Genomic DNA, 15,431 nt, shown 5'->3' with positions numbered 1-15,431 from the left:
ATGCCTGGAGCGGGAAACGAAACTCCCATCTAGCGTCCGACATATTGAAACCCAAGGGCTTCTTTTATTCCTGAAGCAGAATGGATTTGTTTTCAAGGTATATAAAGATTATTGAAATCGTCACTACCCCTTTCAAATACATCAGCCAACTTATTTAACGCATAACCCTGCATCAAATCATTGAAGGAAGTCAACACTCCATCGCGCCGCCCCCGAACAAACACGCCCATTACCCATCACCACATCACACAGCCAACGAACCGTAATTATCAGGCGCAATCTAACATTCCACACTTCCCACGAATAACATAACATCTTAATAACACTCAAATTAACATTAACAGGCATCGCTGACTTTTTATAACAATCATTGACACCCAGACGCCGGCATCCTAGATTAATGGCACTCTGCCAACGCCAAGACGACGCATAAACTTTGTTAAGTTAATGGAATGCTGAGTTTCTGAGTTATTTCATTCCTGGTACAACGCATGAAATATGTTGACGATATTACGAAACTCTTCACACGTTTTGGCGCCACTGCGCAAAGTTACCAGGAAATACAACCGAACTATAAAGATTTCAAAGACGACCCGGTTACACCTGTACTGGCTGAGCCAGAACCGTCGGTAGCCTTGCCTCTCCCAACATCAACGCCAACGCCCCCTGTGTTTTTACTGGACGAGCCACAGCCTTCTTTATTGATTGGCGCGCCCAAGTCCTATCCCCTGACCGAGCCACCTGCGAGTTCTGCTACGGGTGACCGTCAGCGATTGAGCGACCTGTTGCGTGAACTCAATCAGTTTCGTCGAGACGGTCTGCCAGAAACGACTCGCAAGCGGACCAAGGCGAAGGTCATTGCTATTGTTTCGGCGAACGGTGGGGTGGGTAAAAGCACCGTCGCCGCTGGCCTCGCGAAAACACTTCGGCACCCCGGCGGGCGCACCATCGCGATTGATCTGGACCCTCAGAACGCGCTGTCCAGCCACTTGGGTATCACCAGGCAGGTTCCCGGGCTGATCCAGCTCAAAGAGCAAGGCGCAAACTGGGGCGCTCATCGCCTGCCGGGCTTTAGCGAGAGTGAGTGCCTGCCCTTCGGCACTGGCGAGATGAACGATCGGCGCTTGCTCAGGCAGTTGATGCTTGAAGATTCTGACTGGTTGAATCAGCACCTTGCGTCAATGGACCTCAGCGAAAACGATACCGTGATCCTGGACACGCCTTCGGGTGCGACCGTCTATTCGCAACAGGCACTCGACGCTGCGGACCTGGTGCTGGTGATGACGGTGGCCGACGCGGCTTCCTACCTGGCACTGGACACCATGACCCAGTGGCTGGAAACCACCCGACGACGCGCGCAACGGCACCGGTATGTGCTCAACCAACGGGATGACTCACGTTCGTTCAGCAGGGACATGGGCGTGCTGTTTGTGCGGCGGCTCGGCGCTGAACTGATCGGGACGATTCATCTCGATCACCAGTTCAACGAGTCGCTGGCCTATGGTCGGGACCTCCTCCAGTACGCGCCTTTGAGCATTGGCTGTCAGGACATTCTTTCGCTGTCAGGCGCGGTCCATGCCCTGCTTTTCGCGGATGCTACCAGCCAGCAGGGCACGCCATGACCGCCCAGCTGAATCAGCTACCTCCAAAGACGTGGCGGTTGCAGGAGCTACTGGATACTTTCCAGGATCGCGTCAGTCGATGGCCCGTGCGTTGGCGCCAAAGCCTGAAGATCTCAGCCGGGCTGATCGCGGCATTGTTGGTGCTGGGCATCCTCACTGCGCCGCTGAATCTGTATTCCCAGGCTGCGTTTGCCGCCGTCTGTTTTGCCGCCAGCCTGGTCATCCGCAAGCAAGCCGGGCGTCTGGCGATCCTGACCCTGATCACCCTCTCGCTGATCGCTTCGTTGCGTTACATGTACTGGCGCCTGTCCGACACCCTGAATTTCGACAACTGGCAGGATGCCGTATTTGGCTACGGGCTGGTGCTGGCCGAACTGTATGCCCTGCTCGTCCTGGTCTTCGGCTATGTACAGACCGCCTGGCCGCTGCACCGCAAACCGCAGTTTCTGCAACAGCCGCCCGCTGAATGGCCGACAGTAGATGTCTTCATTCCCACCTATAACGAAGCATTGGGTATCGTCAAACTGGTGGTGCTCGCCGCTCAAGCCATGGACTGGCCCGAGGGCAAATTGCGGGTGCACATGCTCGATGACGGACGCCGCGAGGAATTCAAGGTTTTCTGTCAGCAGATTGGTGTCAACTACATCACCCGCGACAACAATCAACATGCCAAGGCCGGCAACCTCAACGAGGCACTCAAAGTCACCGATGGCGAGTTCATTGCCATATTCGACGCCGACCACGTGCCCACCCGCTCCTTCCTGCAGATCACCATGGGCTGGTTTTTAAAGGACCCGAACCTGGCGTTGCTGCAAACGCCGCACTTTTTCTATTCACCCGATCCATTCGAAAAAAACCTCGATACCTTTCGCTCGGTACCCAATGAAGGTGAGCTGTTCTACGGCCTGGTGCAGGACGGCAACGACCTGTGGAACGCAGCATTCTTCTGTGGCTCCTGCGCGGTCATCCGGCGGACTCATTTGCTGGAAGTCGGCGGCATCGCCACCGAAACCGTGACGGAGGATGCGCACACGGCACTCAAGCTCAATCGCCGCGGTTTCAACACTGCTTACCTCGCCATTCCACAAGCGGCGGGACTGGCCACCGAAAGCCTTTCCCGACACATCAGCCAGCGCATACGCTGGGCGCGGGGCATGGTGCAGATTTTTCGGACCGACAATCCGTTATTTGGCAAAGGACTGAACCTGGGGCAGCGCATCTGCTACCTCAACGCCATGATGCACTTTTTCTACAGCCTGCCCCGTCTGGTGTTCTTGACCGCACCCTTGGCCTACCTGTTTTTCGACGCGCAGATTTTCCATGCCTCGGCGTTGATGGTCACGGTCTATGTACTGCCGCATATTTTCCACTCCAGCCTGACCAACTCCAGCATCCAGGGGCGCTTCCGCCATTCCTTCTGGAACGAAGTGTATGAGTCGGTGTTGGCCTGGCACATTATGCGACCGGTACTGTTGGCCCTGATCAGCCCTTCGCTGGGCAAATTCAACGTAACCGACAAGGGCGGCACCGTCGAAAAGGACTATTTCAACTGGAAGCTCGCGCGGCCTTACATCGTCCTGCTGACCTTGAACATGATCGGTCTGGCGATCGGCGTGGTGAAACTGGTCGGAAGTGATTCGGCCGAGGTCACTACCCTGCTGATCAACCTGGCCTGGACCGTGTACAACATCATCATCGTCAGCACCGCCGTGGCGGTGGCCACTGAGTCCTCTCAGGTGCGCAACGAGCCCAGGGTGCCCGCGGATCTGCCCGTGCGCGTCTATCGCGAAGACGGCACATCGTTCGATTGCATAACCCGGGACTTCTCACAAAACGGCGTGGGTCTGACACTGCCACCGCAGGTTCAGCTCAGCGCCAAAGAGAAGCTGCGGCTCTGCATTCTGCGCACACCTCCCTCAAGCCTCTTTCCCGCAACAACGATCTTCAGCAACGACAACGTGGCAGGCGTGAAATTCGAGGGTTTGACCCTGCGCCAGCAAAGTGAGCTGGTGCGACTGACCTTTTCACGGGCCGACACCTGGGCCAATACGTGGGGTAACGGCCGCCTCGACGCGCCCATGTCGGCGTTGCGCGAGGTCAGCAGCATTGGCTTGCGCGCCATCCTGCGCTTGTTCATTGCAACCCTAAAGGACGGCCAGGCGCTGCTACGCAAACGCCCGGACACTCCATCACCTATCGACTCCACCGCGGACACGCAACGATCTTGAAGCCTTCCACTCGCCGGACCTTTCTTCCTCGTCGCTCACTCATGCTGATCACCTGCTCGCTAGTGGGCTGGAGCAGCTGGGCATTGAGTGCTGCCGCCCAAATCAACGCCACAGAGCCGGCGATGATGCCGGTCACAGCGTTGCCCGGGCCCGATGCCCCGAGCAACAGCTACACCCGCACCCTCAAGGAGCTGGGCAAAAGCTATTCGATGACCCTTAAAGGCGTGGAGGCTACCGACAGTGTGAACTTCGATGTGCGCGCCGATGAAGTCGTCACGGCGGCGCAGGTCACGCTGCAGTACAGCTACTCACCGGCGCTGCTGGCCGACCTTTCGCAGATCAATGTGCTGGTCAACGATCAAGTGGCCGCCAGCCTGCCTCTGCCGAAGGAAGAGGCCGGTAAATTGCAGACCCGGACCGTGCAGATTCCGCCGCAGACCATCACCGAATTCAACCGGCTCAGCCTGCAGTTCATCGGTCATTACACGATGCAATGTGAAGACCCTTTGCACTCCAGTCTGTGGGCCAGGATCGGCAACGAGAGCCAGCTGAGCCTCCAGGTGTCCTCGATTAAACAGCCCAACGACCTGTCCGCCCTGCCGCTGCCCTTGTTCGATCGTCGAGACGCCTCGCCCCTGAAGTTGCCCTTCGTGTTCGCCGCGCGCCCGGGCGGCCCTGAGCTTGAGGCCGCCGGTATCCTGTCGTCCTGGTTTGGCGCCCTGGCCAGCTACCGCGGCGCCACCTTCCCCGCCAGCCTCACCAGCCTGCCGGCCAACGGCAACGCCGTGGTGTTCGTCAGCGGCAGCGAATCAACGACCATGAGTGGCTTACCGATCAAAGAGACCACGGGGCCGACATTGACACTCGTTAGCAACCCCAATGATGCTCAGGGCAAACTGCTGATTGTCTCCGGGCGCGATGGCGCCGATCTCAAGGTCGCCGCCACAGCGCTGGCCCTCGGTAGCTCGGCCTTTTCCGGGCAGAGCGTAGTGATCGACCGGATCGACTCGCTCAAGCCACGCCGACCGTATGACGCGCCTAACTGGCTGCCCTCCGATCGGCCGGTTCGCCTGGGTGAACTGGCGACGCCCGCAGAGCTCAATGTGTCGGGTTATAACCCGGGACAAATGACGGTTGCGCTGCGCTTGCCGCCCGACCTGTTCAACTGGCGTGAGCCCGGTGCGCAACTTGACCTGAAATACCGCTATACGCCGCAACCGGTCTCCACCAATTCCTCGTTGCTGGTCAACTTCAACGACACCTTCATCAAGTCGATCGATCTGCCTTCTATCGAGAAACTCGGCAACAGCGACAGCCTGCTTGCGATGCTCAAAACCGATGACAGTCTGGCCCGTACGTCACGCATGCTGTTGCCGCTCAATTCCGTAGCGCTGCAATCACGCCTGCAATTTCGCTTCATGTATGACTACATCAAACAGGGCGAATGCCGCGACATCATCATCGACAACATGCGCGGTGTGATCGACCCGGACTCGACCCTGGACCTCAGCCAATACGAACATTTCATGGCTATGCCCAACCTTGGGGTGTTCAAGGACAGTGGCTTCCCGTTCACTCGCATGGCCGACCTTTCTGAAACCTCGGTGATCCTGCCCAACGACCCAGGCCCGGCCGATCTGAGCGCCTATCTGACCCTGCTGGGCCGCTTCGGCGACTCCACCGGTTATCCGGCCACCGGCGTGAAGGTGGTCCACGCCGACCAGGTGGCCGAGCAAAGCGAGCGGGATTTGCTGGTGCTCGCCTCGGGCAACAATCAGCCGCTGCTTGCGCAATGGCAAAACCTGCTGCCAGCCAAGGGCGAAGAGGCTGCGCAGTACTTTGAACTGTCTGACCTGCCCTTGCGTCTGCGCAACTGGATCAGCCCGGATACGAAAACCAATCTGCGTGAAGCGCGCAGCAGCTTCAGGTTCACCGCTGACGACGGCAGTGCTTATCTGACTGGATTCGAATCGCCGCTCAAGAGTGGCCGCAGTGTGGTGTTTATCGCCAGCGCAAGGCCCAACGGCTTGGCCGACGTAACCAACGCCCTGCTCAGCAGCGAAGAAAACGCCCGCGAGTTGCAAGGCAGTCTGGTGGTGGTCAGGGGCAAGCATGTCGAGTCACTGGTCGCCGAGCAGGATTACTACGTCGGGAGCTTGGGCCCATTGCGCTATCTGCAGTGGTACCTCTCGCAAAACGTAATGGCGCTCATGCTGTTCACGCTCCTCGGGATCCTGCTGCTTGCTTCGATGGCCTACCTGGCCCTGCGCTTACGGGCCAAACGTCGTCTTGGTCAATGAGCCGCGCATGCCTGTGTCGTCCATGAGCAGCGGGGGTATTTCACTTCGCCAGTGCCTGCGCGGTAACACGCGCAGGTTGGGCGCCGTGCTTGCGCTTGCCCTGCTGGCGCCTGCGATAGCGGCCGGGAAATCCTGTGAGTCGCCAGCCTGGCCACTGTGGCAAACCTATGCAGCGCGCTTCGTCCAGGCCGACGGCCGGGTTCTGGAATCGAGCCAGGAGAACAATCACAGCACCTCTGAAGGGCAGTCCTACGGCATGCTCTTCGCACTGATCGGCAACGATCAGCCACGCTTTGACAAACTCTGGCGCTGGACCTCAGCCAACCTCGTAGGCTCCGCCACCGCCACACGCCTGCCGGGCTGGTTATGGGGGCAAGGCACGGACGGTCAGTGGCGCCTGCAAGACGCCAATTCGGCCGCCGACGCCGACCTGTGGATCGCCTACGCCTTGCTCGAAGCCGCACGCCTGTGGCATCGGCCGGACTATCACCAGAACGCCCTGCACCTGATGGCGACGATTGAAGCGCAATTGGTTGTCAAGCTCCCCGGTCTGGGCCCGATGGTGTTGCCTGGACCACAGGGCTTCGTCCAGCCGGACGCTCTCTGGCGCTTGAATCCCAGCTACCTGCCACTGCCACTGTTACGACGGCTGGCCAAGGAAGCCCCCTCCGGGCCCTGGCAAGCGATTGCCAACAACACCGCGACGATGATTGCCCAATCAAGCCGCCACGGTTTCGTCGCTGACTGGGTCGGTTATCAAGGCACTTCAGCGCAATCGGGTGCCTTCACAAGCGACCCGATCCACGGCGACACGGGCAGCTACGATGCCATTCGCGTGTACCTCTGGCTGGGCATGAGCGATACCTCTGGACCGCTGGCAGCGCGCCTGCTCAAACGGCTGGACGGCATGGCCCGCAGCACTGTCGCAACGGGTTCTCCCCCGGAAACAGTCCAGGTTCTCCACGGCACTGTTCAGGGTCAGAGCCCGTTCGGATTCTGGGCGGCACTGATTCCCTACCTTGAGGCCAAGGGCCAACCCGGGTTGGCCGATCAGCAACGACGCCGCGTGGAGCTCGCCTTGCACGAGGCACTGGCCAGGCCTGATGGCGAAGCCGGTCCACCGCGTTACTACAACTTCATGCTCAGCCTGTTCGCCCTCGGATGGGCAGATAAACATTACCGATTCCGGGAAGACGGAACGCTGAAACTCTCCTGGGAGACCGCATGCACGCGCACCACCGCACGCTAGCCATCGCCGTCATGAGCGCATGGACGGCTGCTGCACACGCTCAAAGTCCGACACCACAGGCATTACTCGTCGAGCAAGGGCAGTACTGGCAGTTGCACAAAAACCCTCAACGCGCGGCGGAAGTCTGGCTGAAAGTCCTGCTGTTGGACCCGGCCCAGGTTGACGCACTGTATGGCCTGGGCTTGATTGGCGTGCAACAGGGCAAGCCACAACAGGCGCAGCAATACCTCGCCCGCTTGCAGGCCATCCAGCCACCGCCTCGGCAGGCACTGCAATTGGCGCAGGACATCAGCGTGGCCCAACCGCAGAACCAGCAGCGTCTGGAAGAGGCTCGGCGCCTCGTCGATGCCGGTGAGCGTGACAAGGCGACCGTCGTGTTTCGCTCGCTGTTCGATGGCCGTCCACCTCAAGGTACGATCGGCCGCGAGTATTACAACAACCTTGCCTTCAATCAGGCTGACTGGGCTGAGGCACGCAGCGGACTTGAGCGCCTGCAACGTGAGATGCCCAACGACTCGATCGTCGCGCTGTTTTACGCCAAGCATCTGGTGCGCCGTGAAGACAGCCGTGCCGAGGGTATTCGCGCCCTGGCCGCGCTGACCCAGCGTGCCGACATTGCCGGTGATGCCGACGAAAGCTGGCGCCTGGCGCTAACCTGGATCGGTCCGCCCAATCCGACACAAGTGCCGTTGTTCGAGGCGTACCTCAAGACGCATCCGGATGACGTGGAAATCCGGGCGCAGATGAACAAGAGCAAGCAACAGGTGGCAACGACGGCCAGCAAGGAATGGCAACCGCCTGCCGAAGTCGCGCGCGGCCTGAAGGCGCTCAAAGAAGGCGATCAGGCCTCCGCCGAACAGGCTTTTCAAGCACGCTTGAAAACCCGGCCCGATGATGCTGACGCACTGGGTGGCCTTGGGGTTATTCGCCAGCAGCAACACCGACTGGCCGAAGCGGAAAAGCTCTTGAGTCAGGCCACACGACAAAACGACGGCAGCCGCTGGCAAGTTGCGCTGAACGAAGTGCGCTACTGGTCAGCATTGCAGCAGGCCCGCGACGCCCAGGCCAAAGGCCAGACAGCCCAGGCACAGGTCTTGGTCAACCAGGCACTGCGGCTCAATCCAAACGGGGTAGATGCTCGCCTCGCCCTGGCAGATATTCAGGCCAGCGCGGGCCAGTTCGATGACGCTCAGCGCAACTATCGGCAGATTTTGAACCAGCGCCGCGACGACCCTCAAGCACAGGAAGGACTGGTCAATGTGCTGCTCAAGAGCGGCAAGAACGATGAAGCCCTGCAACTGATCAACAGCCTGCCCGCCACCGGACAGGCAAAGATCGGCCAGTCCGCGCGCCTGCAAGCCTTGCGCGCGACGCAACTGGCCGCCCTCGCCGAACAACGCAACGACCTGCCCGCTGCGCGCAATGCCTTGCAAGACGCGCTGCGCGTTGAGCCGGACAACATCTGGACACGTTTCGCCCTGGCCCGCCTGAACCTGGCGATGGGCGAACCGCAAAAGGCTCGGGACCTGATCAACGCCATGCTCCAGGCCCGCCCCGACAATGCCGATGCGCTTTACGTCAGCGCCTTGCTGTCGGTGCAGATGGGTGAGTGGAAAGCCGCCCAGACAACATTGGGACGCTTGCGCCCTGACCAGCGCACCCCGGACATGGACGCGCTGGCCGCTGATGTCAGCCTCAACCTGCAACTGCGCCAGGCGATCGAGTTGGGCAAGCGCGGACAGCGCCAGGAAGCCCTGACCTTGCTCGATCGTATTCTGCCGACGGCCAACAACAGTCCCGATCGCATGGCGAGCCTGGCCTCGGCGTATGTCGACATCGGCGAGCCAACCCGTGCGCTGGCCCTCATGCGCGGCCAGTTGCAAAACACCACGGCGCCCTCGGCGGACTTCATCCTGCAATACGCGGCGGTCCTGCTTAAAACCGGAGAAGACGCACAGGTCAACGAGATTCTGCGCGACCTTCAGAACAGGCCCTTGAACGCACCGGCTCGCAAGCGTTTCGACGACCTGCTCTATCTCTATCGCATCCGCCAGGCTGACCAACTGCGTGAACGAGGCAATCTGGCCAGCGCTTATGACACGCTAGCGCCCGCACTGGCGCAACGTCCCGGTGATAGCGCTGCCGTCGCGGCCCTGGCGCGGATGTACTCGGCCAACGGTGACACGGCAAAAGCCCTCGAACTCTACAAACCGCTATTACAACGTCAGCCAAACGACCCACAACTGCTGTTGGGTGCCGCCGACGCGGCGGTGTTGGCACAGGACACGGCCTTTGCCGAACAGGCACTGCAACAGCTGCTCAAGACTGAATCCGGCAACCCTCAAACGCTGACAGAGGCCGCCCGCCGCTACCAGAACATGGGCCAGACCGGCACGGCGACCGATCTGCTGCGCAAAGCGGTGGCCATTGAACAGAGCGAGAAACGCAGGAACCAGGGAGGCCAACTGGCCGGCTCGACGGTGGCGCCCAACCCTTTTGCCGGGGTGTCAGGTCCGCGTAACGAGGTCAGTCGCGACACCTTGCTGGCGGCGATCCCGCCACCGGTTCAGGAGATGCCGGGCAGCGTGAGGTCTCACACCCCTTTTGGCATCGACGCCCCGCCACGGCCACAGCAGGCAAGCAATCGATTCGAGTCGCAGCTGCCGCGCGCAGCACTGGTGAGCGAGGACATCAGCCCCGCGCAACTGGCGCTGAATAAAATCCTTCAGGAGCGCAGTGCCTACGTCACCCAGGGGGTGAGCATTCGCAGCAACAACAGTGAGTCGGGGTTGAGCAAACTGACCGATATTGAAACACCGTTGGAAATCAATATCCCGCTGGATGAAAGCCGCGTCGCCCTGCGCGTGACGCCGGTCTCGCTGAACGCCGGCAGTGTCAGCGGCAATGCACTGTCGCGCTTTGGCAGCGGTGCGCAGAGCGACGGTGTCGGCTCGCAAAAAGCCGAGGGTGTCGGCCTTTCCGTCGCTATTCAACGGCCCGCGGATGGGTTCAAAGCTGATCTGGGCACCACCCCGCTCGGCTTCAAATACACCACCGCCACTGGCGGCATCAGCATTGATCGCCCCGTGAGCGACTCCTCTAATGTCCGTTACGGCGTGAGCGTTTCCCGGCGTCCGGTGACTGACAGCGTCACCTCGTTTGCCGGCACCACGGACAAACGCAGCGGGCAGTCCTGGGGCGGCGTGACCGCCAATGGCGGGCGTGGCCAGTTGAGCTTTGACGACAACGAAGTCGGCGCCTATGGCTACGCCTCCTGGCACCAGCTGTTGGGCAACCATGTCGAGTCCAACAGCCGCAGTGAACTGGGCAGCGGCGTCTACTGGTACCTGCAAAATGCAACGGACAGCAAGCTGACCGTCGGCCTGAGCATGACCGGCATCAGCTACGCCAACAATCAGGACTATTTCACCTATGGCCACGGCGGCTATTTCAGCCCGCAGACGTTCTTTGCCCTGGGCATTCCGGTGACCTGGGCACAACGCACCGGGCGCTTGACGTATCAAGTCAAGGGCTCGGTCGGCGTGCAGCATTTCGAGCAGGACAGCGCCGACTATTTCCCCAACGACAAAGCCCTGCAAGCGGCCTCGGGGCTGCGCTACGAAGGGCAAAACAAAACCGGGATCGGCTACAGCGTCGCCGCGGCGGCTGAATACAAGGTCGCTTCGAACTTCCTGCTGGGCGCCAATCTGGGCCTGGACAATGCCCACGATTACCAACAACTCAGCGGTGCCCTGTCTTTGCGCTACCAGTTCGAAGACATCAGCGCCCCCATGAGCCTGCCGGTCAGCCCGTACACCTCGCCTTATTCCAACTGATCATTCTGGAGCTTTCGATGCCCACTTCTGCCCTTGCCGGCCTGTCCCTCCTTGTTCTTGGGGAGAGCCATATGAGCCTCGCGGACCATTTGCTGGAGCCGCTGCATGACAACCTGACTCGCCAAGGCGCCCAGGTTCATTCCATCGGTGCCTGCGGTGCCAGCGCCGGCGACTGGCTGATCAGCAAAAAGGTCGACTGCGGCGCCGAGCGCAAAGGCAACGACAAGATCGTGATCAAAGGACGCGAGGCAACCACCACACCGATCCAGGACCTGATCGCCGCCGACAAACCCGATCTGGTGGTACTGGTCATCGGCGACACCATGGCGTCCTATGACAAACCAGTGTTTCCGAAGGCCTGGGCATGGCAAAGCGTCACCGGCCTGGCCAAGGCCATCGCGGCCACCGGGACCCGTTGCGCCTGGGTGGGCCCGGCCTGGGGCAAAGCCGGTGGCATGTACCAGAAGAATGATGCCCGCACCCAGTTGATGTCGCAGTTTTTGGCCGCGAACGTGGCGCCTTGCACCTACATCGATTCGCTGACGCTCTCCAAACCCGGGCAATGGATCACCACCGACGGGCAGCACTTCACCGTCGCCGGTTATCAAGCATGGGGCACTGCGATTGGCGGTGCGTTGGCCAAACTGCCCGCCAACACCGTCAGCAGTACAGGAGCCGGAAAATGAACCGATCCGCATATGGCTGGGCGTTGTTGGCGCCCTTGATGCTGAGCCTGCACGCCCAGGCCGCCGACATTGCCCTGTACCCGACGGGCCCGGATCAGGACTCAGCCTTCCTGCGCTTTATCAACGCTGCTGACCAACCGTTGCAGCTGCTGGCCGAAGGCTCACAGGCCAGCCTAAGACTCGAGGGTTCGAATGCCGTGTCTGACTATCTGCCCGTCCCCGCCAACCAGCCGATCAAGGGCACCCTGGAACGCAACGGCAAAAGCCAGCCGCTGGACATCCAGGTGGCAGCAGGCGAATTCGCCAGCGTGATCGCTTTGCCAGACAACGCTCAAGGTATCCGTCAGGTCGTCATCCGTGAGCAACCCGACGACTTCAATAGCCTGAGAGCCTCGCTGGCGTTTATCAGCGCCGACCCAGCGTGCGCCCAGGCTGGTTTGCGCGCTACGGGGAAGAACGCCGACCTGTTCAAGGAGGTGGCCGACGGCAGCGTACAACGTCGTGCGATCAACCCGGTCAGCCTGTCGGTTCAATTGGTCTGCGCCCAAACCAACGTCGGTGCCCCGCTTGACCTGGGCCAGCTCAAGGCCGGCGAGCGCTACAGCGTTGTGCTGCTACCTGGCGCAACGGGTCCGCACCTGTTGCTCGCGACTGACGTCCTGGCCCACTGATCGGATCGCGCCAACACCATGGTTTTTGCCTCTCTCGAGTTTCTGACGTTGTTCCTGCCGCTGTTCTTGTGCACTTATGCAGTGTGCCCAGCCGCCTGGCGCAACGTCACGCTACTGATCGGCAGCTGGCTGTTTTATGGCTGGTTGAGCCCCCGGTTCCTCGCCGTGCATGTGGTGCTGACGATCACGGCGTGGGCCGGCGGTTTGCTGATTGACGCCTCGCGGGAAAAAGGCACGGGCCGCGTGCGGCTACTCGTGATGCTGATCGTGCTCAACACGGCGGTGCTGTGCTGGTACAAGTACGCCAACATCGTCGCCGGCACGTTGATCGATGCCGTCACCTGGTATGGCGCCATGCCGCTGGACTGGCAGCGGGTCATCATGCCGGCCGGGCTATCGTTTATCGTATTGCAGGCGATTTCCTATCTGGTGGATGTCCACCGCCGCACCGTGCCGGTCGAACGCAGCTTCATCAATTACGCCACCTATATCTCGATGTTCGGCCATTCGGTCGCCGGCCCTATCATTCGCTATGACTGGGTTCGGCGTGAGCTGAATCAGCGTCACTTCAACTTGCAGAATTTCTCGCTGGGCGCACGCCGGTTCATGGTCGGGATGAGCATGAAGGTGCTGGTGGCCGACACCCTGTCGCCGGTGGTCGATGTGGCGTTCAGTTTGCCAAACCCCAGCTTCTCCGACGCCTGGGTTGGCTGCCTTGCCTACTCCCTGCAACTGTTCTTCGACTTCGCCGGCTACAGTGCCATGGCGATTGGGCTAGGACTGATGCTGGGATTTCACTTTCCCGAGAACTTCGACCGTCCGTATCTGGCCAACAGCATCCAGGACTTCTGGCGTCGTTGGCACCTGTCGCTGTCCAGCTGGTTACGTGACTATTTGTATATTTCGCTGGGTGGCAATCGCAACGGCACTTGGAAAACCTATCGCAACCTGTTCCTGATCATGGCCATCGCCGGCCTCTGGCACGGTGGCGATAGCTGGAATTATCTGCTGTGGGGCAGCGCCCATGGCGTTGCGTTGTGTGTAAATCGTGCCTGGAACAGCTCTACCCTACCCCCGGTACCGCCGGTGCTTTCCCATGGGCTGACACTGCTGTTCGTCTGCCTCGCCTGGACACTGTTCCGTGCCCCCGACTTTCACAGCGCGCTGAGCCTGTATGCCGGGCAATTCGGCCTGCAGGGCATCGCCCTCGGTGATGAACTGTCCGCGACCCTGCGCCCGGTACACGGCCTTGCTGGCTTGCTGGGTGTGTTCGGAATCGTCGCACCGCTGCTGCGCCCTTACTGTGAGAAACAACTGGGCGGCATTGCGTTTTACACCGCCGCCCTTTGGCCCATCGCCGGTTTAATGCTGTCGTTCGCACTGATCGCCAGTCGCGAAACCGTCCCCTTCCTGTACTTCCAATTCTGATGACGAACCTAAAGCACACCCTGCCCCCCACTCCGCCAGATGATCTGGCGACACGCAGCAGTCGGTTGGCAGGCGTGGCGCTGCTGATATTCCTGTTCGTCGGACTGCTGTCCTCTGGTCGTCTGATCGTTTCAGGGCAGATCTCGCTGTTACCCGATAAAGTGCTGACCCCGCAGATTCTTGACGGCGATATCACGCATCGGATCGCCAAGGAACTGTCGAACGCTCAACTCCCCACGACCTTCGCCGAGCTGGAGCGCGGTGCCAGTTGGCTGCTCCTCGGTGACACCGGGCCGAGGGTTCGCTCGGGTTGTCCTGACTGGTTGTTTTTGGCCGATGAGCTCAAGGTCAATGATCAAGCGCAGCGCAATGCCGATGCCAAAGTCCAGGCAGTGATTGATCTGAAGCAGCAGCTCTCCCGACGTGACATCAGCCTGCTGGTGGTCATCGTTCCAGACAAGAGCCGCATCGCTTCTGAGCAGCGTTGCGCACTGCACCGTCCAGCCGTTCTCGAAGGGCGCATACAGACCTGGGCCTCGAAATTAGATGTGGGCGGCGTGCCGAATCTGGACCTCACCGGTGCGCTAATGCCACTGGGGGCCAGTGCCTGGTTGCGCACCGATACGCACTGGAGCGAATCCGGCGCGAAGGCGGCGGCCGATGCCATCACCCAGCGCCTGAAGACCCTGGGCATCAGCGCAACGCCACGCAGGTCGTTCAACGAAAGTCATGCCCCGCTCGCGGTGCGACCTGGCGATCTGGTCCATCTGGCGGGCATCGACTGGCTGCCGCTCAAATGGCAACCCGCACCCGAAATGGTCGCCCAAACCAGCACCCACGAACGTCCCGCTGCGTCAGCCGACAGCCCTGATACAGAGGTAGACCTCTTTGGCAATGCCGACCTCCCCAACACCGCGCTCATCGGCACCTCATTCTCGCGCAACTCCAACTTCGCAGGGTTTCTGCAGCAGGCACTGGGCGCCCCCGTGGGTAACTTCGCCAAAGACGGCGGAGCGTTCTCTGGCGCGGCAAACAGCTACCTCAACAACCCGGCCTACAAAGAAACGCCGCCAAAGCAAATCATCTGGGAGATCCCGGAGCGGGACCTGCAGTCGGCTTACATCGACCCCATTGCCTCTGATTTTAAAGTCACCAGCGAGTAGTTGACGCTTTCTGGTACGTGACGAGCAATGGTCAAAGCCATCAGCTTGCATGAGCGTTTGGGCCAAAAAATCGTCTCGCTGGCGAGATAACTGCGCAAGCAATACAGTGAGTAACGGTCAGACATCCACGGAGAACTTATGACGAACATCCTGGACAAAGGAACAACGTCAATCTCACTGGTGCATGAAGCTCTATATAGCGCTAAGCAACGAGGCATGGATCTGGCCCTTGCGCTAGCAAATGCGGA

Annotated in this window: 9 protein-coding genes; all 9 read left to right on the top strand. The window is 60.4% G+C overall.

Going from position 1 to position 15,431, the window contains the following annotated elements; genetic code table 11:
- The first annotated feature begins 491 nt into the window (after nucleotides 1–491).
- The 9 genes from bcsQ to IB250_RS13585 are packed head-to-tail and all read left to right on the top strand — an operon-like array spanning nucleotide 492 to nucleotide 15,183.
- Nucleotides 492–1,622 carry a cellulose biosynthesis protein BcsQ gene (gene bcsQ / locus IB250_RS13625; RefSeq protein ID WP_192344460.1) on the top strand — a complete coding sequence of 377 codons (1,131 nt, stop codon included), beginning with the start codon at nucleotides 492–494 and terminating at the stop codon, nucleotides 1,620–1,622.
- Nucleotides 1,619–3,850 (top strand): UDP-forming cellulose synthase catalytic subunit, encoded by a 2,232-nt coding sequence (bcsA, locus tag IB250_RS13620; RefSeq protein ID WP_192344459.1) that lies wholly within the window; start codon nucleotides 1,619–1,621, stop codon nucleotides 3,848–3,850. Before bcsQ ends, bcsA begins: the two co-directional genes overlap by 4 nt.
- Nucleotides 3,847–6,150, top strand: coding sequence for a cellulose biosynthesis cyclic di-GMP-binding regulatory protein BcsB (gene bcsB, locus IB250_RS13615; protein WP_225603493.1), 2,304 nt, complete (start codon nucleotides 3,847–3,849; stop codon nucleotides 6,148–6,150). The genes bcsA and bcsB overlap by 4 nt, the downstream gene beginning before the upstream one ends.
- A 7-nt stretch (nucleotides 6,151–6,157) precedes the next feature.
- Nucleotides 6,158–7,399, top strand: coding sequence for a cellulose synthase complex periplasmic endoglucanase BcsZ (gene bcsZ / locus IB250_RS13610; protein WP_192344457.1), 1,242 nt, complete (start codon nucleotides 6,158–6,160; stop codon nucleotides 7,397–7,399).
- The gene (locus IB250_RS13605; RefSeq protein WP_192344456.1) at nucleotides 7,375–11,235 is read left to right on the top strand and encodes a cellulose biosynthesis protein BcsC; all 3,861 of its coding nucleotides are present in this window, start codon (nucleotides 7,375–7,377) and stop codon (nucleotides 11,233–11,235) included. The genes bcsZ and IB250_RS13605 overlap by 25 nt, the downstream gene beginning before the upstream one ends.
- 17 nt (nucleotides 11,236–11,252) lie before the next feature.
- Nucleotides 11,253–11,921, top strand: a complete 669-nt coding sequence (locus tag IB250_RS13600) for an SGNH/GDSL hydrolase family protein (RefSeq protein ID WP_192344455.1) — start codon at nucleotides 11,253–11,255, stop codon at nucleotides 11,919–11,921.
- Nucleotides 11,918–12,592, top strand: a complete 675-nt coding sequence (locus tag IB250_RS13595; RefSeq protein WP_192344454.1) for an alginate O-acetyltransferase AlgF — start codon at nucleotides 11,918–11,920, stop codon at nucleotides 12,590–12,592. The genes IB250_RS13600 and IB250_RS13595 overlap by 4 nt, the downstream gene beginning before the upstream one ends.
- Nucleotides 12,593–12,610: 18 nt before the next feature.
- Complete coding sequence (locus IB250_RS13590; protein ID WP_192344453.1) at nucleotides 12,611–14,020, top strand: MBOAT family O-acyltransferase; 1,410 nt, start codon at nucleotides 12,611–12,613, stop codon at nucleotides 14,018–14,020.
- On the top strand, nucleotides 14,020–15,183 hold the full coding sequence (locus tag IB250_RS13585; protein WP_192344452.1) for an alginate O-acetyltransferase AlgX-related protein: 1,164 nt from the start codon (nucleotides 14,020–14,022) through the stop codon (nucleotides 15,181–15,183). Before IB250_RS13590 ends, IB250_RS13585 begins: the two co-directional genes overlap by 1 nt.
- The last annotated feature ends 248 nt before the right edge of the window (nucleotides 15,184–15,431 follow it).

The sequence above is a fragment of the Pseudomonas sp. PDM09 genome (genome assembly GCF_014852305.1).
Taxonomy (GTDB): domain Bacteria; phylum Pseudomonadota; class Gammaproteobacteria; order Pseudomonadales; family Pseudomonadaceae; genus Aquipseudomonas.
Note: the sequence above shows the minus strand (reverse complement) of the source record. Positions and strands in the feature narration are given on the sequence as shown.

Bases quoted from the DNA above. Each gene is read 5' to 3' on its own strand.
- bcsQ (WP_192344460.1), top strand. From the start codon at position 492: ATGAAATATGTTGACGATATTACGAAACTCTTCACACGTTTTGGCGCC.
- bcsA (WP_192344459.1), top strand. From the start codon at position 1,619: ATGACCGCCCAGCTGAATCAGCTACCTCCAAAGACGTGGCGGTTGCAG.
- bcsZ (WP_192344457.1), top strand. From the start codon at position 6,158: ATGCCTGTGTCGTCCATGAGCAGCGGGGGTATTTCACTTCGCCAGTGC.
- IB250_RS13605 (WP_192344456.1), top strand. From the start codon at position 7,375: ATGCACGCGCACCACCGCACGCTAGCCATCGCCGTCATGAGCGCATGG.
- IB250_RS13600 (WP_192344455.1), top strand. From the start codon at position 11,253: ATGCCCACTTCTGCCCTTGCCGGCCTGTCCCTCCTTGTTCTTGGGGAG.
- IB250_RS13595 (WP_192344454.1), top strand. From the start codon at position 11,918: ATGAACCGATCCGCATATGGCTGGGCGTTGTTGGCGCCCTTGATGCTG.
- IB250_RS13590 (WP_192344453.1), top strand. From the start codon at position 12,611: ATGGTTTTTGCCTCTCTCGAGTTTCTGACGTTGTTCCTGCCGCTGTTC.
- IB250_RS13585 (WP_192344452.1), top strand. From the start codon at position 14,020: ATGACGAACCTAAAGCACACCCTGCCCCCCACTCCGCCAGATGATCTG.